This window comes from Gemmatimonadota bacterium, from assembly GCA_040388535.1.
GTDB lineage: Bacteria > Gemmatimonadota > Gemmatimonadetes > Gemmatimonadales > GWC2-71-9 > Palsa-1233.
On record JAZKBR010000001.1, the window covers coordinates 747,455 to 766,180 of the forward strand.

Here is an 18,726-nt window from a genome sequence, read left to right on the forward strand (position 1 = left end):
CAAGGCCGGAGATTCGATGTCCAACTGTCGGTGGCGTCGTCCCGACCGCCCCGGTACACTGCATCCATGACCACCGCGATCTCGCTGCCACCCCGCAAGACCCTGCTCCGCGCCGTCACCGAGCGTGACCCTGCCTGGGACGGCCTCTTCGTCTTCGCCGTGAGCACCACGGGGATCGCTTGCCGACCGGTCTGTCCGTCACGGCGTGCGAAGCCGGAGCACGTGGAATTCTTTGCGTCACTCGACCAGGCCTGCGCGGCCGGGTTCCGGCCGTGCCTGCGGTGCCGACCAGAGCTCGGCGCGGCCGAACCGGAATGGATGCCCCGCCTCACCGAACTGATGGCCGCGAGTCGCGACGACCGGATCACGGATGCCGATCTCACCAGCGCTGGGCTCGATCCGGTTCGCATTCGACGACACTTCCGCCGTCATCACGGCATCACCTTTCACGCCTGGGCACGGGGACAGAAAGTGGCCAACGCGCAACGACGCCTGAAGCAGGGAGACTCGCTCGATCGCGTCATCATCGAGTCGGGGTACGAATCACATAGCGGCTTCCGCGAAGCCTTCGGTCGCCTCGTGGGTGCCCCCCCAGGCCGCGCACGCGGCGGTGAACCGGTGGTGGCGGTCTCGTTCCAGTCGCCGCTCGGCTCGCTCGTCGCGGCTGCCGTCGACGATGGAGTCTGCCTGCTGGAGTTCGGCGACATCGACCGGCTCGAGCAGCAGGCGCCGCGCCTTCGCAAATGGTTCAACGGGCCGATTGTCGCGGGGCATCACCCGCATCTCGAACAGCTGCAACGCGAACTCGAGGAATACTTCGCCGGCTCCCGCCAGGAGTTCTCGGTGCCGCTCGTGGTGCGCGGCGCGCCCTTCGAACTCGGCGTCTGGGCACAGCTGCAGCAAATCCCCTATGGCGAGACCCGCTCCTACGCCGATATCGCGCGCGCGGTCGACAACCCCAAGGCGGTGCGCGCTGTGGGGAGCGCCAATGGTCGCAATCGGCTGGCGATCGTGATTCCCTGTCATCGCGTCGTCAACGCCGACGGACGCCTCGGCGGCTACGGTGGCGGGCTGTGGCGGAAGGTGCGGCTGCTGGAGATTGAAGGGGTGAGGCCGAAGGGATGACAGACAGATGACGGATGACGGATGACAGATGCAGGTAGTGGATGGTCGGCGGACCTTCATCCTGTGCAGAGGCGGAACGTCAGCCACGCCAATCCATCATCTGTCATCTGTCATCTGTCATCTGTCATCTGTCATCTTCTATCGAAGTATCAACTTCACACCAGCCACCACCAGCACCGTCGCCAGCGTCCCGCGCAACGCTGCGCCACCGAGTCTCCGACTGCCGAGTTGCGAGCCGATGATACCGCCGAGTACGGCAGCGATGGCCCACAGCACGATCGGGGTCGGCAACGCATCGAGGTGCGCGCCCTGCCCGAGCAACCCCGCCGCCGAATTCACCAGGATGAACGCGGCCGAGGTCGCTGCAGTTGTGCGGAGGTCGGCCCATCCTGCCATCAGCAGAAGTGGTGATAGAAAAATCCCGCCTCCGACGCCTGTAAGCCCCGAGAGCAAACCGAGGAAGCATCCCGCCACAAAGGCGAGCGGTCGTGGCGCCTCGCGCCGGACGGTGTCGTCCGCGCGCAACGTAATCACGAAGCGCAGTGCCGAGAGAAGCAGCACCACGCCGACAATGACGCGGTACCAGTTGCCGGGGAGAGCGAGTCGGCCGCCGAGATACGCCGCCGGGACCGAGCCGAGGGCGAAGGGCCAGAAGAGGGACCAGCGGAAATAGCCGGCGCGGGCGAACTGCACCGTGCCGATCGCGGCCACGAGCAGGTTCAGCACCAGCGCCGCCGGGCGCATGCTCGACGGCGCGGTACCGAGAAAAGCCATCACCGCCAGGTAGCCTGAGGCACCGGCGTGACCCACCGCGCTGTAGAGCAGCGCGGCGATGAAGATCAGCGCGGCGCCGATGCTGCCGGCTTCCCGCCGGAATGCCACTCGGGCCGGGGACCATCGGCCAGATGACGCACGGCTTCCGCCGCCGCGCGCGTCACTGCCGTCATGTGAGCAAAATCCACCTTGTCGACGTCATCGCCGGCGTGATGGTAGTCGGTGTGCAGGTTGAACGTCGAGAGTGTGTGCGCCACGATCCCGCGGACCGCGAAGCCGTAGTTGTCACTGCGCTGGAAGAAGTTCTGCGACGGCCGTGGGTCGGGCACGATGGCAATGCCATACTGCTTGAGCATGTCGCCCATCGTCGATCGCTCGTAGCCGGTGAGCCACGCCTTGCCTGGGCCGCCTGCGAGCGAATCGGGACGGCCGATCATCTCGACCTCGAGTCCGGCCACGATCCGCTCGAGCGGGATCGTCGGATGGGCAAGGAAGTAGCGCGTGCCGACCAGCCCCATCTCCTCACCGGTCATGTTCGCGAAGACCACGGTGCGCTTCGGCTTCGGCCCGGCCAGCAGGTGCCGCGCGACTTCCAGCACTGCCACGGTGCCCGAGGCATCATCATCGGCACCGTTGTAGATCGAGTCGCCATTTTCCGGCCGACCAATGCCGAGGTGATCGTAGTGCGACAGCACGATGATCACTTCGTTTTTGAGGACCGGGTCGCTTCCCGGGATCATCCCGATCACGTTGCGCGTGACCCGACGGCGATCGGCAGGCACGGTGTCGACGTCCTTGAACGTGGGCAGGGCCGCGATCCGCTGTGGCACCTGTTGCGTGACCGGCGCGGCGCCCGGCGTCGGCTTGCAGCTGCGTGCCTTGCTGATCGAGTCGACAATGCAAGTCTGCGGCACCGTCTGCCGCGTGGTCGCCGGCCGGAGGTAGACCGGCACCAGCTGCGAGTAGCTCTTGTCATCGCCGCCCGGCTTGAGCCCGATCCGCTTCATCTCGGCTATCAGGAAGCGCGCGGCGCGCTCACCGCCCGGCGTGCCGGTCCCGCGCCCTTCCATCGAGTCGTGCGCGAGGGTGCGCAGCAGCCGCTCGACATTGGCGCGGTCGGGGTCGGTACCGGGAGCGGCACTGCGCGCGCCGGACCCGGCACACGCCGCAAGGAGCACCATCGCAATCAGGGTAGCGCGAGTAGTCACGAACAACTCCTGGAGGGAAGAACGGAAGCTCAGCGAACCACGGCGATCGCCGTTATCTCGATGCGACAGCCCGGCTTGAGATTGGCGGCACCGACAATGGCACGCGCAGGACGATGATTGCCGAAACGGCTCACGCAGACCGCGTTCACCGGCGCCCAGTCATCACGAGTCAGCACGAAGATGGTGAGCGAGAGCACCTGATCGAGCCCACTCCCGGCCGCCTGCAGAATCGCGGCAATATTGTCGAGCGTCCGCTCGGCCTGCAGCGTGATGTCGTCGGAGACGACCTGGCCCGTTGCGGGATCGAGCGGAAGTTGCCCCGAGACATAGGCCAGTCCGTTGTGTACCACGGCCTGACTGTAGTGCCCGCCGGCACGCGGTGCATTGTCGCTATTGATGAATTGCATCGTCACGGCTTCGATACTCCCGAGCGCTTGAGGATGGCACGGACCGAATCGATCGGCAGGGCGGTGATGGTACCGCCGCGCGCGCTGACCGACGTCGCCTGCAACAGCGAGTTGTAGATCGCCTCTTCCGTCGCCTCGATCGTTGCCTCGAACACGGGCGAGACGGCGTCGTCGCCGAGGGTCTGCAGGTTCCGCGTGTTGCCATCGGCGGGGCGTCGACGAACCAGTGGCGACGTCGAGAAGGCGATGACGTAATCTCCCGAGCCGTTGGAGCCATCAGCGCCGGTCCGCGCGAGGCCCATCATGCCGCGCGCCGCCACACGCGCAAGCTGGCGTTCGGAAAGCGGCGCGTCGGTCGCGACCACGATGATCACGGATCCATCACCGCGTTCGCGCAACAGCGCGTTGCGGTAGGAGAAGCGTCCGAGAGCCTGGCCGATCGGCGCCCCCATCATCTGCAGGACGCCGCCGAAGTTGGTCTGCACCAGCACGCCGACGGTGAAGCCGCCGAGCGAGGCCGGAAGCTTCCGCGACGAAGTGCCGATCCCACCCTTCCACCCGAAGGCGATTGTTCCGGTTCCGGCGCCGACACTCCCTTCGGCGACGGGCCCGTCGGAGGCGCTCTCGAGCGCGTGCACGACATCAGCCGGCGTGATCGGCCGGAGCCGGATGGCGTTGAGGCCGCCGTCGTTCGTCTCGGCGACGACCGGGTTGATCGACCGCACCTGCTCCATCCCTGGTCGGGCGAGCAACCACGCGACCATCGCATCGGCAGCGCGCCATACACAGAGGGTACAGGTCAGCAGGATCGGCGTCTCGAGTTCACCGAGCTCGCCGACTTGCGTGCTGCCGAGCAGTTTGCCGAAGCCGTTGCCGACGTGGATTGCCGCAGGCACGCGCTCCCGAAAGAGATCGCCGCCGTGTGGCAGGATTGCGGTGACACCGGTGTGGATCGAGTCGCCGGAAATCACAGTGCTCTGCCCCACTCGCACTCCCGTCACATCGGTGATCGCATTGAGCGCGCCGGGCGCGAAGATACCGGGTGCCACGCCGAGGTCACGTGCTCGTGGACGGGCCTGGCCGATGAGCAGCGCAGGGCAGCAGAGCAGGAAGGCGAAGAGGAGCCGCATCAGCGCACCGCGTTGGGTCCGGCACCGAGCAGCACGCAGATACCGACCAGCGAGAGCGCGGCGACCCCGATCACGGGCGAATCCATGTTCATCAGCGCGAGTGGAGCGCCAAGGGCGAGGCCCACGAAGCCGCCGATCGCTCCCCCCTTCCGACGATCGCCATCGAGCCAGCCGCGCTCGACGAGAATCCGGATCGCGACCAGCACCGCAAGCGTGCCGACGATTGTGGCCGAGAGAAAGAGTCCCTGACGTCCGAAGAAGTTGCCGATGAAAGCGCCGATGATGGCACCGGCGGTGGTCACGAGCCAGGCGACGAGTGCAACCCGAAGATGACGCATCAGGGGAAGATGCCACCCGAGGGGGGGAAAGACGAGGGCGGCTCGCCTTCGAGCCGCCCTCTCCCATTCGTCACCGGCAGACCCTCACTTGAGGGTGAGTTCCTGCACCATTCCGTGCTTCATGTGCTCCTTGCCGTCCTTGGCATCCGGCAGGAAGCAGATCAGCGCGTAGCTGCCCGCCGTGAGGTTGAGCGTGGCGTAGTTGTCGATTCCGGCCTGAGCCGGAGCGACACCACCAACCACCTGCGCCGGCGGCGGACCGTTCAGCTTTTCGGCCCAGGCGGCGAGATCCTTGACCGTCTTCCCTGGCGCGAGCTTCCAGATGACCAGCTCGTGCGGCTGACCCGGAGCGGTCGTGAACTTCACGACGTGGCGGCCGGTGGTCAGCGGCTTGGAGAAGGTCCAGGTGTAGTCGGCCATTGACGCCGTGAGGTCGGCCGTCGGCAACGGGGCCGGCGCCTTGCTCGGTGTCACCGTGAAGGGCTTCATCATCCCCTTCGCAATGTGTGGGGCGCCGTCAGGACCGGGAACCATGCAGATCCAGACATAGTTGCCGGCCGCCAGGTTCAAGGTGACTTCCGAACCTTCCTGCGGCCCGCCCAGCATCGTCGCCCAGGTGGGCGGGGGACCGGGCTTCGCCAGAGCCGCGACCAGATCAGTGGCGCTCTTGCCCGCGGCGAGCTTGATCAGCATCCCGTGATGCGGATTCTTGCCCAGATTGACGCCCTTGAAGGTGACCGCACCCGCAGGCAGGGTCGCCGGTGCATCGAACGAGAAATCGTGGAAGCCAATCGTGACCACTGGCGGCGCCGGGGCCGGGGCGGCCACCAGAGGGAACCAGAGCAAGGCGAGTGCAGGACGCAAACCGAACATTGGGACCAACCTCCAAAATGAGTTCCGGAAATATCAGCCCCGAATCGTAATGCTGTCACCGGCCGCTCCGAGCGCCAGCAGCGGCACCCCGAGGCAGCCACCGATCCACATCCAGGTCGGGTGGGGGATGGCCATCAGGTTGAGCACCACAATGGTCGTGAAGAGCACCGTGAAGACGATCACTGCGCCGACCTTTCCCCCGAGCCGCGCCGCCGTCCTGCCACCGGCGTAGGCCCCGAGCAGCCAGCCCCCGAGCACGAGGAGCATCGCCGAGAAGGGAATCTCACCCGCCTCGATGGCCTTCTTGAGCTGATCGGCGTCGAGAGTATTCGTCCCGGCGGGGACGGGCATCATCCGGCCCGAGAGCGTCTCGACGAGAAAGACAATGCACCACGCCACCGCAAGCGCCGCGAGTACCGCGTAGATCCGTCGGCCAACATTCGACATGGGACCACCTCCACCTGAGAGAAACCCCCGCACGCGCCGCCATCTCAGCGGAGCAACGGGCCGAGCAGCGAAACCGCTCCGATGATCACCGCCGTCCCGATCACGTCGAGAATCAGTCCGGCGCGCATCATCATCGACAGCGGAACGACCCCCGAACCGTACACGATCGCGTTGCACGGAGTCGAGACCGGGAGCATGAATCCGAGCGACGCCCCCATCGTGGCCCCCAGGGCCGGGAGCAGCGGGTCGACATGGGCGGCCCGCGCAATCGCAATGACGACCGGGACCACCATGTTGGCCGAGGCGGTGTTGGATGTAGTCTCGGACAACAACACCGCCACTATCGTCGCGGCACAGAGCAGACCGAACGGCCCGCTCGGGAGCAGCGAGGTCGCACTGCGCCCGATCACCTCCGCGAGACCAGTCTGGAACGCCAGCGTCCCGAGTGCAAAGCCGCCGCCATAGAGGAGCACCACGCCCCAGTCGATCTTCGTGGCCTCACGCCAGGTGATCGCCCGCCCCCCCGCCTCACCCGGGAGGAGGAAGAGCAGGATGGCACCAAGGATCGCGACGACACCCTCTGGAAGACGCGCAGCGACCGCGAGTGTTGTGGGGTGCCGGTCGCCCAGCACGACAGCAAGGACGCCTGGCAGGACCCAGAGCGCCACTGTTACCCCGAAGGCCAGACGAGTCGAGCGCTGTCCGCGGGTCCACGGACCGAGCGCCGCGCGGCCCGCCTCAACGACCTCCCGACCCCCCGGAAGGACACGCACCCCGGCTGGCGAAAGGAAGTTGATCAACACGAACAGCACGGCGAAGAGAATCAGCACGGTCGGGATGCCGACGAGCATCCACGAGAAGAAGGGAATCTCGACCCCGAGCTGTCCGCGGATGAAGCCGAGTCCGATGACGTTGGGCGGCGTTCCGACGGGTGTTGCGAGCCCGCCGATCGACGCCGCAAATGAGGTCATCAGCATCAGGCCACACGCCCACATCGGGTTGAGGACGCTCGGCTCGCCGTCCTTCTTCTGGTAGAGCACCCGGAGAATCGAGAGGCCGATGCCGAACATCATCGCGGTCGTGGCGGTGTTGGAAATCCAGCCGCTGATCGCGGCGGTCACGGCGCCAAAACCCAGCAGGATCCGGGCGGGTGACGCGCCGATCCATCGCCGCGAGAGCACGGCAAACGCCATCCGTCGGTCGAGACCGTGATGAAAGATTGCCTGCGCCAGGATGAACGACCCGATGAAGAGAAACATCAACGGATCGGCGAACGGCGCGAAGACCGCCTTCGCGGGTGCCACATTCAGCACGACGCAGAGCGAGGCGCCGAGGAGCGCGGTGACCGGCATCGGGAGGGATTCGCAGACCCAGAAGATCACCACCGCGATCATCACCGACGCGAGTCGATGTGCCTCGGGAGTCAGCGACGGAAGTTCGGCGAGGGCCACCGCGAGGGCGGCAGTCGGTGCGAGCACGAAACCGGCGCGACGGCGCAGCCGGTCGAACCGTGCCTCGCCGAGGCTGAATGCGAGCGAGACCTCCTCGGTATCGCTCAACGGTCGGCGAAGGTGTCGCAGTTACCCATGTCGCCGCTGTCGAAGCCGCGCCGGAACCAGCGCGCTCGATCTGCCGACGAACCATGGGTCCACGATTCCGGATGCACGGCCCCTTCCGACATCCGTTGCAGGCGGTCGTCACCCACCGCGGCCGCAGCGGCGAGCCCCTCTTCAATGTCGCCAGCATCGAGATGGCCTTCCTTCGCGGCGGTGTGCCCCCAGATGCCGGCGTAACAGTCGGCCTGCAGTTCGAGCCTGACCGAGAGCGCGTTGGCCTGACCGGGCTGCTGCGACTGCACCTCGCGCACCTTTGCTTCGGTTCCCATCATCGCCTGCACGTGGTGGCCGATCTCGTGCGCGAGCACGTAGGCCTCGGCGAAGTCGCCTGGCGCGCCGAACTTCTCCTCGAGCTCCCGATAAAATCCGAGATCGATATACACCTTCTGATCGCCGGGGCAGTAAAACGGTCCCGAGGCCGACTGGGCGAGACCGCACGCCGACTCGACCTGATCGCGAAAGAGCACCAGTTTGGCGTCCTGCCAGCTGCCGCCCTGATTCGGGACCTCCGCGGCCCAGTATTTCTGGGCATCATCGAGGACGAAGGAGACGAACTGGACCGTCTTCTCCTCGCTCGAATCGTTCAGGGCCACACCGGCCGAGGTGGTGACCGCTCCCGACCCCTGCAGCTCGCTGAGCAGGGTGAGCGGATTCTGCTTGGTGACCAGGGCAACAATGACGACCAGGACCACTCCACCAATGCCGAGACCGCCGAGGCCGGGGCCACGAAGGCCTCCGCCACCACGTTGATCTTCGAGATTGGAGGAACGGCCCATCGGGTTCCAGCGCATGGCGGGCTCCTCCCAGGATTACTTTCCGGGGGCATTTGGGACGTTTTGAAACAAAGGGCGGCTTCCAAATGTAAGACGAACGGAACCTACTGGAGCAACATCATGCAGCTCGTTTCGCGCGGCACCCTGGGGGCCCTGACCCTCGCGCTGACCCTCTCACCTGCCCCGGCAACGGCGCAGTTCGGCAAGCTGGTCAAGAAGGCCAAGGAGGCGGCCGGGATCGACAAGCCCGTCGGCACGGCAGCCGGCAGCGCCCAAGCCCCGGCCGGACCGGTGCGGGTCAACCCCGCTTTCGAACTCACCGCCGCCAACCTCGACCGGTTCACCACGGCGCTTGCGGCTGAGCGCGTGGGGCGGCAGGAACAGCTCAAGATCATCGCGTCGATCAAGTCACCGGCGGTGTATGCCACCTGCTCGCAGAACGTGGCGATGTCCCCCGGCTACCAGAAGATCTACAACAGCTACCTCGAAAACTCGCCCAAGGCGACAACTCCCGAGGCGATGAATGATGTCGCCAAAAAATTTGCCGAGGACGCCGCGGCGTACATGACGGCGAAATGCGGCGCCAATCCGGGTGGCTATCCCGAGTCGCAGCGGGAGAGCATGGTTCGCAGCAAGGGATACGCTGCCGGCCTGGAGCGGAGCGGTCTCGACGGACGAACGTACGCCGTGCTCAAGGAACGGATCATCCCCTTCTGCAGTGCCGATGCGGCGACTCGCGCGGCCGCCGATGTCCGGATCCCGGGCCAGGGGCGCAACATCTACTTCGTCTACCTGCCCAGTGAGACCGCGAATCTGGCGCCGCGTTGCGATGCGCTGCTTGCGGCCCTGCAAGCGGTGAGCTGACGACAATGCTGGCGTCGGGGTGGACGCTCGCCCTCGCGCTTGCGTCGGTGATTCCGTGGCGTGAAGTCCAGCCCGGCCTCGAGCGCGCCGAATTTCTTGCTGCGCGCTCGGGGCCGTTGTCCCGAGTGCGCATCGTGGCGCTGCGCCTCGACCCGTGCCGGGTTCGTCTCGAGCTGGTGGAGCGGAGCCGCGATGAAGGAACGCTGGGCGCGTGGGCAGTCGATTCCCTGCCGGATCAGGCGATGCTGGCCTTCAACGCCGGTCAGTTCCGAGGCGGGGCACCCTGGGGCTGGCACGTCCGCGACGGCGTCGAGGTGCAACCTCCCGGAAGCGGAACACTGGCAATGGCGATCACCCTCGGCGCATCTGGCCGGGTGTCACTTGTCACGCCGGCAGAAATCCCGGCGCTGCGAACCAACGTGCGAGCGGCGTTCCAGTCGTATCCCACACTGCTTGTCGACAGCGTGCCGCCGCGCGAACTGCGCGCTCCGGGCCGCGGTGTCGACCTCATGCACCGCGACTCGCGACTCGCCCTCGGCACCACCAGTTCGGGACAGGTTCTCCTGCTGCTGACGCGCTTCGAGGCAGTGGCCGGCATCGGATCCACACTCCCCTATGGCCCGACCATTCCCGAACTCGCGACGCTGATGCGCCGCCTCGGTGCGACGCGCGCGGTCGGCCTCGATGGTGGACTCTCGAGTCAGCTCGCGATGCGAGAGCGTTCGGGTGCGCTGGTGAAGTGGACGAACTGGAGACTGGTGCCGATGGGGGTGGTGGGGCGTGCCGTGACGAAGTGCTATGGATGATGGATGACAGATGACAGATGACAGATGAGTTGGTCTCGGCGGTGAGAGGGTGCTCCCTCGACTTCGCCCGCTTCGCGGGCTACGCTCAGGATGACAGCATCGCCCATCCATCATCCATCATCCATCATCCATCATCTGTCATCTGTCATCTGTCATCCATCATCTGTCATCCATCATCCCTTCCAGTTTCCGCTTCACCCCCGGCCACTCGTCATCCACAATGCTGAAATAGACGGTATCCCGGGTCCGCCCGCCTTCCGTGCGCGCGTGCTTGCGGAGGGTTCCTTCCTCCTTCGCTCCGATCCTGAGCATGGCATTGCGAGAGCGGTGATTCAACGCATCGGTCTTGAGTTCGACACGACCGCAGCCGAGCGTTTCGAAGGCGTGGGTCAGCATCAGATATTTCGCATCGGTATTGACGCCGCTGCGCTGCCACTCGGGTGCGACCCAGGTCCACCCGATTTCGACGCGACCGTCGAACGCTGAATAGTTGCCGTAGCGCGTCGATCCCGCGATCCGGCCGCTGGCGCGCTCGATGGTCACAAACGGCAAGGCGCGACCGGCGTGTTGTTCCACGAGTGCCGACTCGATCCAGCGCTGGAGATCGTCTCGCGATTCCAGGCGTGATACCGTCAGCGCCCAGAGGTCGGGATGGAGCGCGACTTCGGCGAGCAGCTCGAAGTGGTCGAGGGTCAGCGGCTCGAGACGGACGACCCGCCCCTCGAGCGTGACCGGAGTGAGCGGCGGGCTCATCGGGGAATGTGGAAGAGCCGGCCCCAGCGGGTGGCTGTGAAGAACGGTAGCGGCCGATAGCTGCCGGCATCCCACGAGTAATAAATGATGATCGGCGTGCCGCGCACATTCTTCCGAGGGACGAAGCCCCAGAAGCGCGAGTCGCGCGAGTGATCGCGATTGTCACCCATCATCCAGAGCGAATCGGGCGGCACGAGCAGCGGACCCCAGTCGTGGACATCGGGGAGGTAGTTCGCCTTGTCGGCCCCGATGTAGTGCGGCAAATGCAGCGTCCGCATTTCGGCGCGCGTGCCCGGATCGAGCTTGTTGTCGGGCTCGAGCTGCTGTGCGTACGGTTCCTCGAGCGCCTTGCCGTTCCGGTAGAGCACACCAGTCTTCATCTCGAGGGTGTCGCCCGGCAACCCGATGAGGCGCTTGACCAGCGTCGAATCTTCAATCGGCGAAATGAAGACCACGATGTCGCCGTGCTTCGGATTGCGCACGGCGGGCATATGCGCGTTGATGAACGGCACCTTGGCGCCGAAGAGGAACTTGTTGACGAAGAGCACGTCGCCCACGAGGAGCGTCGACTCCATGCTGGGAGAAGGAATGAAGTAGGCCTGTACCAGGAAGGTGCTGAGCACCAGCCAGATCCCCAGGGCCCAGGCCGCGGCCCGGACCCACTCCAACACCTTCTTCCCAGTGCTGTTCACGACTTGACCACCGCGGCATACCGCTGACGGAGTTTGGCAACCTTGGGCGCAATCATCGCTGCACAATACGCCCGACTGGGGTTCCGCTGGAAGTACTGCTGATGGTACTCCTCCGCCGGCCAGAACCGTTCCAGCGGTGCAACCTCGGTCACGATCGGGTCGTCGAAGGTCGCGTCCGCGGTCAGGGCGGCGATGACCTCGCGGGCGATCACGGCCTGCGCCGGGGTCGTGGTGAAGATCACCGACCGGTACTGGGTGCCGCTGTCGGGGCCTTGCCGATTGAGGGTGGTCGGGTCGTGGAAGGCAAAGAAGAGCTCCACCAGCTCGCGGTACGACCGAACGGCCGGGTCGAAGGTGACTTCGATCACCTCGGCGTGCCCGGTCGCTCCGGAACAGACCTGCTCATAGCTCGGCGCCGGCCGCGGACCACCCGAATAGCCGGACACCACGCGATCAACTCCCTCGAGTCGCTCGAAGATCGCCTCGAGACACCAGAAACAACCGCCACCAAAGACGGCAGTCTCACGATTTGTGCTGGACATATATCACTCCTGTAGATCGAATCCTGCGCCGGATATAAGGTTTCCGGCCTCCCAGAAGTTCCGGCGGGGAGCGGGCGGCTCAGGGCAGCGCGAAGTCCCAGCTGGCCACCCGCCCCGGCCCGAAACGGAGCCGGGAGTGGCCGCCGAAACGGAGCGACGGATTGGCTTCGGCCTCGCGGACCAGGGAGAACTCGAGTCGGCGCAGTCCAGGCCGCTCCCAGGCAGGAATCAGCCGCAGGGTGAACGACGGGAAGCGGACGATCGCCCCCTCGCCCTCACGGATCACCTCGACGTTCAGCCGCTCCATCGCGCGCACGAAGCGGGTGATGTCATCGACCGGGATCGCCATGGTTGCCCCGGTGATATCGGAGAGCAGGCGCGTCGGGTCGAAGCGATCGGCAAGGAACCGGTCGCGTCCGCGGTCGCTGTCGGGGAGCGAATCCTTGCGACTCTGTGAACGTGCCGCGTCGAGCGCGTACTCCATCACCCAGAGCGTCGCGCGTCGCGATGTCGCGTCGGCGCCACCAGGTCGGAAGGTGTGGTAGAACGGTTCGCTCTGTGGCGGCGTGCCGCGACGTTCGGTCGCGGTATCAAACGGCGCACCAAGTCCGCTGAAGCGCTGCGCGATCGACGCGATCGCGCCCGGTGTCTCGACGCCCAGGGCGATGCCGACATCGCCCAACTGGGCTGTCTCGAGACCGTGCGGGTCAAAGAGTTCGAGATAGGTGTGCTTGCCGAACCAGACGAGCGGCATCTTGCCGCGAGACGCAGCGAACTGCGCCAGCAGGAACGGCGATGCGGCCACGTCCGCAAAGGTGGCCGAGTCGAGTACGGCGGACAGGTGGTTCAGCAGCACGGGCGCCGCCGGGCCCTGTGCGGCCAGCGTGCGGGTGGTGCAGAGCGTGAGCAACAGCAGCAGCGTCCGTCTCATGAGGCCTTCTCCGCGGCGTCCGTGGCGCCGCGCCCGCGCGCCAGGAACGCGACCAGCGCGTTTGCCAGCGTCTCGAGACGCGCGTCGCTCAAATCGTCGTCTGGCGGCAGGCGCTTCCCCGCAACGGCCCACTCGATGTCGGTCCACCGACTCACGACCGCCCCGCCGGACTGGCGCGCGGCCTCGATCCAGATCACACGTTCCTCGCCATCCCACGCGAGACGGAGGCGAATGTCGCCCAGCGCGTACTCGGCCGATGCGCTGGCCTCACTCCCCTCGGCATACTCACGCGCGACCACCCGGAACCCGTGCGCTTCGAAGAGCGGGCCGAGGAAGATGGAGGCGCGTGTGAATGGTTCGGAGGGGGTGTGTCCGGTCACGCGCTGGCCGCCTCGCGTTCGCTGCGCGGAAAGCGGCGCATCCACCGCTCGACTTCCACCAGCCAGGCCTGAATGAACTTGCGCGTCGACTCGTCGGTGAGCTTGAGGTTGGCGTCCATCTTGTCCTGAACCCGCGACACCAGCACCTGGGGAAACGGAAGGCAGGGCGAGTTCAAGGTGGCCAGCGTCTGGCGTGTGGCGGCTTGTGAGCGCGTGGTGCCGATCAAGCCGTTGCTGCCACCGAGGATCGCGCTGGGCACACCATAGAAGGCGTGTGGCGTGCCACGCGACAGCCAATCGAGGGTGTTCTTGAGCACACCGGGAATACCGTGATTGTATTCCGGCGTCGCCATCACCACGCCGTCCGACGCGCGAATGGCACGATGGAGTGCGAGCACCGCCTCGGGTGTTCCCTGCTCTTCCACGTCTTCATTGAAGAGCGGGATGTCGGCGATGCTGTGAATCGTGATGCGCACGGTGGCGGGCAACATCGTCACGACCTCGCGCAGCAGGGCACTGTTGTACGAGGCCGCACGCAGCGATCCCGAGAAGCCAACCAGGTGCAGCACTTCACCACTCATCACGCGCTCCAGTCCGCCCGGGGATCGGGCAAGGGGGTCAATCGTGCTTCAATCGCCGCGCGCTGCGATTCGAATTGCGGCGGCAGGATGATTCGCTTGCCGAGTTCGGCCACTGGCGAATCGATGGTAAAGCCAGGCCCCTTCGACGCCAGCTCGAAGAGTACGCCGCTTGGCTCGCGATAGTAGATCGAGCGAAAGTAGTGACGATCGATCACCGGCGTCGACGACACCCCGGCCTGGTGGAGTCGCTGCAGCCAGCTGTCGTGCTCCGCCATTTCCGTGGCCCAGGCCACGTGGTGTACCGTGCCCCCACCCTGCCGGCCGGGGAGATCGGGTGGCGGATCGTAAGCGATGGTCCCGACGCGCGAGGTGCCCTCGAGCTCCCACTCCTGCTCACCCACCAGCTCCGCGCCCATCACCCCTTCGAGCAGCTGTCGCGTGGCGGTAGTCCGGGCACCATAGGCCCGCACGCCCTCGAAGCCCGCGATCGCAAAGGCGTGGGGAATTTCCCGATGCTCGGCAATCAAGGGCGCGTCGGTCACGTCCTGCACCACCAGTTCGAGGCCGAGTCCTTCCGGGTCGGCGAACTGGAGGTGACGACCATGCCGGGTGCTGCTGATGTTCTCGGCGGCCAGACGAGCGGCCCAGAAATCGAGCGCGGCGTCCGACATCACCCGGAAGGTGATCCGGTGGACCATTCCCGCCCCCGCGCGGCCCGGCAGTGCGCCCGGGTACTCGAAGAAGGTCAGGTCGGAGCCTGGCGAGCCGACTTCGTCGGCGTAGAAGAGGTGGTAGACGGTGGGGTCGTCCTGGTTCACGCTCTTGGCCACGAGCCGGAGGCCGAGCACCCGGGTATAGAAATCGAGATTGCCCGGGGCATCTCCCGTGATACAGGAGATGTGGTGAATCCCGTCGAGTCGCATGTTGGTTTCCATCAGCCTTTCCTCTTCTTGGTGGGCGCCCGATGCGCCGCTTCTCGTGCCAGTAGAACCCAGGGAGCGAGCGCCTCGGCATCCTCGAGCAGCTCCCCCGGCACGGCGAAATACCCCATCGCCGACCCATCCGCCCCGAACGGGTGGAAGGCCGGCCAGCCGGCGGCGACGAACTGATCGCGGTTCTGCCGGTCGCCCTTGAGGTAGACGATATCGTCATCAATCAGGGCGAAGGTGCCTTCGGTCGTCGCGACGCTCACCCCGCCAAACATCGCGCGCGCTCTGGCCCCGGGGGCGCTCCGCCCGAGCTGTTCCAGCGCGTAGTCTCGAAAACCGGGAGTCACGGCCACAAGTTCCCCCAGAGGAAAAATCCGTCAGGGGAACGTACTTCCGGGCCTCCCCTGGGGCACCCCGGCCGGCCCCCCACCCCCCTTCCTATTGCGCAAACCGGCAATCTGTTGTTGCTTAGAGGCTACGGTCACTACACCCGACGGGGTGCAGGCAGGCTTCAGGGGACGCTATCAGGGGATCGGCGTTCAGCCGGTCCCCTTGGTTTTTCCGACCGTACGCACTGCACGGCAAGAGCTGTACACTGTGGAAGCCGACCCCGCCGCGAGGGTATGATCGCGAAACTGTAGTCGGTCAGCACGGCATCGTCCGGACTCCGATTACACCATCCAGGAGTAGGACAGCATGCGTACGACCGGCACCGTGAAGTGGTTCAACGACGCGAAGGGCTTCGGATTCATCACCCCCGAGAATGGCGAAAAGGATTGCTTCGTCCATCACTCGGCCATCCAGGCTCAGGGCTTCAAGTCGCTTACCGAAGGTGAGCGCGTTGAGTTCGATATCGTTCAGGGCCAGAAGGGCCCGGCGGCAGAGAACGTCGTGAAGCTCGGCCGCTAAGGCCAAGCGTCGGGGCGTTCGAGCCACGACACCGGACGGGCGCCTCACGAAAGTGGGGCGCCCGTTTCGCATCTAACAGATCCCACCTTCCATTACGATTTCCCGCGACGCTTTGCAGTTCCTGCACAACTCCGTCACGCGCCTCGCGTAGAGCACTCGGATCGACCGGCGACATTCCGCCGGTCGCACGCGATCTCCAACCGAGTGAGTGCGCATGCGCGGTGCGACCCGTATCACCCAATTGCTCATTGTTGCGCTTCTGCCGTGCGCCCTTGCGGCACAGGAGCCGATCGCGATCACGCGGATCACGACCCCCATCACGCTGGATGGCCACAGTGATGAGGCGGCGTGGCAAGGGGTCGCACCATTCTCGCTGACGACCTACCTGCCGGTGGCTGGCAAGCGACCGACCGACAGCAGCGAGGTCCGGCTCGCGTACGATGACGAGTACCTCTACGCTTCGGCCCGGTTCTTTGTCGCGAACGGCAGCGAGATCCAGAGTTCCTCGCTCAGCCGCGACGAACTCAACAACGCCGACGATCGCTTCCGGCTGATGTTCGACACCTTCAATGACGGCCGGACCGGCGTGGGGTTCCTGGTGACCCCGACGGGAGCGAAGTCCGACTACGACATGACCGACGACGGGCATTTCAGCAACAGCTGGAACACGTACTGGGATGCGGCAGTGAGTCGCGATGCCCGTGGGTGGTATGCCGAGATGCGGATCCCGTGGTCGAGCCTCCGGTTCCGGCCGGAGAATGGTCGGGTGACGATGGGGCTGATCGCGCTGCGCGTCTCGGCAAAGAAGAACGAATGGGCCACCTATCCATCCTTGCCGTCGACGATGGCCAACGCACTGTGGCGCGCGTCACTGGCGCAGAAGATTTCATTCGAAGGCGTCAAGCCGCACGCCCCGCTCTACCTGACGCCATATGTGCTGGGCGGTTCGAGCCGCAAGGCCGTCCTCCCCGCCGGCGGCGCCGCCTTCGATCACGAGGTCAGCAACAGCGCGCATTTCGGCGGAGACCTCAAGTACCGGGTCGGCGATGCGCTCACTCTCGACGTCACGGCGAATACTGACTTCGCCCAGGTCGAGGCCGACAACCAGCAGGTGAACCTCAGCCGATTCTCGCTCTTCTTCCCCGAGAAGCGCCAGTTCTTTCTCGAGCGCGCGGGGAGCTTCAACTTCAGCACCGGCAACGGCAACCAGCTCTTCTACAGCAGACGGATCGGCCTCGCCGACGACGGGACACCGCGAACACTCTACGGCGGCGCACGACTGGTCGGCAGTGTCGGTTCGCTCGACCTCGGAGCGATGAATCTCCAGGTTGATGCCGGCAATGGCGAGAGTGAGAATGTCGGCGTGCTGCGCGCCCGTCAGGCCGTCTTCAACCCCGGCTCCTACATCGGTGGCATCGTCACCAGCCGGCTTAGCAACGGCCACCATAACGCCGTGTATGGTCTCGATGCGCTGGTGCATCCGTTCGGCAACGACTACGTGACCGTGCAAGGCGCCCAGAGCAACGACGACGTGACCGGCAGCGGCAGGGACGCTTCACAACTCCGGGTAGAGTGGGAACGACGTGCCTCGCAGGGGCTGATCTACGCGATATCGGGGAAGTGGTCGGGGAAGGACTTCAACCCCGGGCTCGGGTTCGAGGAACGTCAGGACTACTCGATGCAGGACCTCGAACTCGACTACAACTGGATCAGCAAGAAGGGATATTCGCTGGCCCCCTCCTTCTACGGTCGAGTGTATCGCCGCAACTCAGATGGTGCAGTCGATTCGCGGATGCTCTATCCGTATATCAACTTCGGCCTGCCCTCCGGTTTCAACGGCTGGGTTGCGTGGATCGGCTCACGGGAGAACCTCACGGAGGCGTTGCCACTATCGAGCACGGTCATCGTCCCCGCAGGAAAGCACGACTTCGGCGTCTGGGAATTGCACCTGGTTGGTCCGACCGGTTCGAAGCTGAGCTACGTGCTGAATGCCACGACCGGCTCCTTCTACGATGGTCGGCAGACATTCGTGCACTGGACGCCCAACCTGAATCTGTCGTCGCACTTCGCCGTGGGCGGCGACGTGCAAGTCAACCGGATTCGCTTCCCGTCACGCGACGAGCGGCTCAACGCCGATCTCTATCGCCTCAAACTGCAGACGGCGTGGAACACGAGACTCTCGGCGGCGACCTTCGTGCAATACAATCACGCAGGGAAGCTCGCCGTAGGAAATGTCCGCGTGCGCTATCAGTTCGCCGAAGGAAGTGACCTCTACCTGGTCTACAACGACCGGCTCAACGTGGACCGGATGCGTCTCATGCCGGCACAACCCGAGCTGCCGTTGTCGCAGGAGCGGACGCTGCTGGTGAAGTACACGAGGACGTTTATTCGGTGAACGTCGATCGTCGATCGTCGATGGATGATCGATGATGGATGATCGATGATGGATGATGGATGACGGATGTCGCCTCGGCTCGGCGCGGGGGCCGCGGGAGGAGTATCAGTAGGGAGCGCGTTCATAGCCGGCGCTCTTTGCGCCGGCGAGCGATTCGCAGGAGCGTCCGCCGAGCGGGCGGCAGCGCCCGCCGCCGGTCGCGACCGAATCGCGGACGCGCGGATCCTGAGCCGACGACCGCGGCTCCTGCGCC

The 18,726-nt window shown here is 65.5% G+C and carries 22 protein-coding genes; 5 read left to right on the forward strand and 17 right to left on the reverse strand.

All coding sequences use genetic code 11. From position 1 onward, the window contains the following. Window positions 1-66: 66 nt before the first annotated feature. Window positions 67-1,125 (forward strand): methylated-DNA--[protein]-cysteine S-methyltransferase, encoded by a 1,059-nt coding sequence (locus V4558_03450; protein MES2304531.1) that lies wholly within the window; start codon window positions 67-69, stop codon window positions 1,123-1,125. 138 nt (window positions 1,126-1,263) lie between these two features. Here V4558_03450 and V4558_03455 read toward each other — a convergent pair whose 3' ends face one another. The 9 genes from V4558_03455 to V4558_03495 form a co-directional block, all read right to left on the reverse strand. Further along, complete coding sequence (locus V4558_03455; GenBank protein MES2304532.1) at window positions 1,264-2,007, reverse strand: sulfite exporter TauE/SafE family protein; 744 nt, start codon at window positions 2,005-2,007, stop codon at window positions 1,264-1,266. Continuing rightward, on the reverse strand, window positions 1,965-3,107 hold the full coding sequence (locus tag V4558_03460; GenBank protein MES2304533.1) for a M20/M25/M40 family metallo-hydrolase: 1,143 nt from the start codon (window positions 3,105-3,107) through the stop codon (window positions 1,965-1,967). Before V4558_03460 ends, V4558_03455 begins: the two co-directional genes overlap by 43 nt. 29 nt (window positions 3,108-3,136) lie before the next feature. Next, window positions 3,137-3,514, reverse strand: a complete 378-nt coding sequence (locus V4558_03465; protein ID MES2304534.1) for a Rid family detoxifying hydrolase — start codon at window positions 3,512-3,514, stop codon at window positions 3,137-3,139. A gap of 2 nt (window positions 3,515-3,516) precedes the next feature. Next, window positions 3,517-4,644 (reverse strand): P1 family peptidase, encoded by a 1,128-nt coding sequence (locus tag V4558_03470; GenBank protein ID MES2304535.1) that lies wholly within the window; start codon window positions 4,642-4,644, stop codon window positions 3,517-3,519. Beyond that, the gene (locus V4558_03475; GenBank protein ID MES2304536.1) at window positions 4,644-4,982 is read right to left on the reverse strand and encodes a hypothetical protein; all 339 of its coding nucleotides are present in this window, start codon (window positions 4,980-4,982) and stop codon (window positions 4,644-4,646) included. Before V4558_03475 ends, V4558_03470 begins: the two co-directional genes overlap by 1 nt. Before the next feature lie 84 nt (window positions 4,983-5,066). Then, on the reverse strand, window positions 5,067-5,855 hold the full coding sequence (locus V4558_03480; GenBank protein MES2304537.1) for a hypothetical protein: 789 nt from the start codon (window positions 5,853-5,855) through the stop codon (window positions 5,067-5,069). A 33-nt stretch (window positions 5,856-5,888) separates the two neighbouring features. Further along, window positions 5,889-6,302: a hypothetical protein gene (locus V4558_03485; protein ID MES2304538.1), complete on the reverse strand. Its 414-nt coding sequence runs from the start codon at window positions 6,300-6,302 to the stop codon at window positions 5,889-5,891. A gap of 44 nt (window positions 6,303-6,346) precedes the next feature. Next, window positions 6,347-7,861 (reverse strand): DASS family sodium-coupled anion symporter, encoded by a 1,515-nt coding sequence (locus tag V4558_03490; protein MES2304539.1) that lies wholly within the window; start codon window positions 7,859-7,861, stop codon window positions 6,347-6,349. Further along, window positions 7,858-8,709 (reverse strand): neutral zinc metallopeptidase, encoded by an 852-nt coding sequence (locus V4558_03495; GenBank protein ID MES2304540.1) that lies wholly within the window; start codon window positions 8,707-8,709, stop codon window positions 7,858-7,860. Before V4558_03495 ends, V4558_03490 begins: the two co-directional genes overlap by 4 nt. Before the next feature lie 102 nt (window positions 8,710-8,811). Here V4558_03495 and V4558_03500 point away from each other — a divergent pair, with 102 nt between their 5' ends. Both V4558_03500 and V4558_03505 read left to right on the forward strand, forming a co-directional pair. After that, window positions 8,812-9,555, forward strand: a complete 744-nt coding sequence (locus V4558_03500) for a hypothetical protein (GenBank protein ID MES2304541.1) — start codon at window positions 8,812-8,814, stop codon at window positions 9,553-9,555. 5 nt (window positions 9,556-9,560) lie between these two features. Further along, entirely contained in the window at window positions 9,561-10,361 is an 801-nt protein-coding gene (locus V4558_03505) for a phosphodiester glycosidase family protein (GenBank protein MES2304542.1), read from the forward strand. A 159-nt stretch (window positions 10,362-10,520) separates the two neighbouring features. Here the strand turns inward: V4558_03505 and V4558_03510 are convergent, their stop codons facing one another. From V4558_03510 to V4558_03545, 8 genes are all read right to left on the reverse strand, one after another. Then, entirely contained in the window at window positions 10,521-11,114 is a 594-nt protein-coding gene (locus tag V4558_03510) for a GNAT family protein (protein ID MES2304543.1), read from the reverse strand. Next, the gene (lepB, locus tag V4558_03515) at window positions 11,111-11,806 is read right to left on the reverse strand and encodes a signal peptidase I (protein ID MES2304544.1); all 696 of its coding nucleotides are present in this window, start codon (window positions 11,804-11,806) and stop codon (window positions 11,111-11,113) included. The genes V4558_03510 and lepB overlap by 4 nt, the downstream gene beginning before the upstream one ends. Beyond that, entirely contained in the window at window positions 11,803-12,348 is a 546-nt protein-coding gene (msrA, locus tag V4558_03520) for a peptide-methionine (S)-S-oxide reductase MsrA (GenBank protein MES2304545.1), read from the reverse strand. The genes lepB and msrA overlap by 4 nt, the downstream gene beginning before the upstream one ends. Before the next feature lie 79 nt (window positions 12,349-12,427). After that, window positions 12,428-13,279: a DUF5829 family protein gene (locus V4558_03525; protein ID MES2304546.1), complete on the reverse strand. Its 852-nt coding sequence runs from the start codon at window positions 13,277-13,279 to the stop codon at window positions 12,428-12,430. After that, the gene (locus V4558_03530; protein MES2304547.1) at window positions 13,276-13,659 is read right to left on the reverse strand and encodes a hypothetical protein; all 384 of its coding nucleotides are present in this window, start codon (window positions 13,657-13,659) and stop codon (window positions 13,276-13,278) included. The genes V4558_03525 and V4558_03530 overlap by 4 nt, the downstream gene beginning before the upstream one ends. After that, window positions 13,656-14,240 (reverse strand): NADPH-dependent FMN reductase, encoded by a 585-nt coding sequence (locus V4558_03535; GenBank protein MES2304548.1) that lies wholly within the window; start codon window positions 14,238-14,240, stop codon window positions 13,656-13,658. Before V4558_03535 ends, V4558_03530 begins: the two co-directional genes overlap by 4 nt. Beyond that, window positions 14,240-15,175 (reverse strand): VOC family protein, encoded by a 936-nt coding sequence (locus V4558_03540; GenBank protein MES2304549.1) that lies wholly within the window; start codon window positions 15,173-15,175, stop codon window positions 14,240-14,242. The genes V4558_03535 and V4558_03540 overlap by 1 nt, the downstream gene beginning before the upstream one ends. Continuing rightward, window positions 15,175-15,516 (reverse strand): TfoX/Sxy family protein, encoded by a 342-nt coding sequence (locus V4558_03545; GenBank protein ID MES2304550.1) that lies wholly within the window; start codon window positions 15,514-15,516, stop codon window positions 15,175-15,177. Before V4558_03545 ends, V4558_03540 begins: the two co-directional genes overlap by 1 nt. A gap of 349 nt (window positions 15,517-15,865) precedes the next feature. Here V4558_03545 and V4558_03550 point away from each other — a divergent pair, with 349 nt between their 5' ends. Continuing rightward, on the forward strand, window positions 15,866-16,078 hold the full coding sequence (locus tag V4558_03550; GenBank protein ID MES2304551.1) for a cold-shock protein: 213 nt from the start codon (window positions 15,866-15,868) through the stop codon (window positions 16,076-16,078). A gap of 214 nt (window positions 16,079-16,292) precedes the next feature. Next, the gene (locus tag V4558_03555) at window positions 16,293-18,473 is read left to right on the forward strand and encodes a DUF5916 domain-containing protein (protein ID MES2304552.1); all 2,181 of its coding nucleotides are present in this window, start codon (window positions 16,293-16,295) and stop codon (window positions 18,471-18,473) included. Window positions 18,474-18,726: the final 253 nt, after the last annotated feature.

What these genes read in the sequence shown, in the direction of transcription:
- V4558_03450 (MES2304531.1), top strand. Translation starts at nt 67, where the DNA reads ATGACCACCGCGATCTCGCTGCCACCCCGCAAGACCCTGCTCCGCGCC.
- V4558_03465 (MES2304534.1), bottom strand. Translation starts at nt 3,514, where the DNA reads ATGCAATTCATCAATAGCGACAATGCACCGCGTGCCGGCGGGCACTAC.
- V4558_03470 (MES2304535.1), bottom strand. Translation starts at nt 4,644, where the DNA reads ATGCGGCTCCTCTTCGCCTTCCTGCTCTGCTGCCCTGCGCTGCTCATC.
- V4558_03475 (MES2304536.1), bottom strand. Translation starts at nt 4,982, where the DNA reads ATGCGTCATCTTCGGGTTGCACTCGTCGCCTGGCTCGTGACCACCGCC.
- V4558_03480 (MES2304537.1), bottom strand. Translation starts at nt 5,855, where the DNA reads ATGTTCGGTTTGCGTCCTGCACTCGCCTTGCTCTGGTTCCCTCTGGTG.
- V4558_03485 (MES2304538.1), bottom strand. Translation starts at nt 6,302, where the DNA reads ATGTCGAATGTTGGCCGACGGATCTACGCGGTACTCGCGGCGCTTGCG.
- V4558_03495 (MES2304540.1), bottom strand. Translation starts at nt 8,709, where the DNA reads ATGCGCTGGAACCCGATGGGCCGTTCCTCCAATCTCGAAGATCAACGT.
- V4558_03500 (MES2304541.1), top strand. Translation starts at nt 8,812, where the DNA reads ATGCAGCTCGTTTCGCGCGGCACCCTGGGGGCCCTGACCCTCGCGCTG.
- V4558_03505 (MES2304542.1), top strand. Translation starts at nt 9,561, where the DNA reads ATGCTGGCGTCGGGGTGGACGCTCGCCCTCGCGCTTGCGTCGGTGATT.
- V4558_03510 (MES2304543.1), bottom strand. Translation starts at nt 11,114, where the DNA reads ATGAGCCCGCCGCTCACTCCGGTCACGCTCGAGGGGCGGGTCGTCCGT.
- msrA (MES2304545.1), bottom strand. Translation starts at nt 12,348, where the DNA reads ATGTCCAGCACAAATCGTGAGACTGCCGTCTTTGGTGGCGGTTGTTTC.
- V4558_03525 (MES2304546.1), bottom strand. Translation starts at nt 13,279, where the DNA reads ATGAGACGGACGCTGCTGCTGTTGCTCACGCTCTGCACCACCCGCACG.
- V4558_03535 (MES2304548.1), bottom strand. Translation starts at nt 14,240, where the DNA reads ATGAGTGGTGAAGTGCTGCACCTGGTTGGCTTCTCGGGATCGCTGCGT.
- V4558_03540 (MES2304549.1), bottom strand. Translation starts at nt 15,175, where the DNA reads ATGGAAACCAACATGCGACTCGACGGGATTCACCACATCTCCTGTATC.
- V4558_03550 (MES2304551.1), top strand. Translation starts at nt 15,866, where the DNA reads ATGCGTACGACCGGCACCGTGAAGTGGTTCAACGACGCGAAGGGCTTC.
- V4558_03555 (MES2304552.1), top strand. Translation starts at nt 16,293, where the DNA reads ATGCGCGGTGCGACCCGTATCACCCAATTGCTCATTGTTGCGCTTCTG.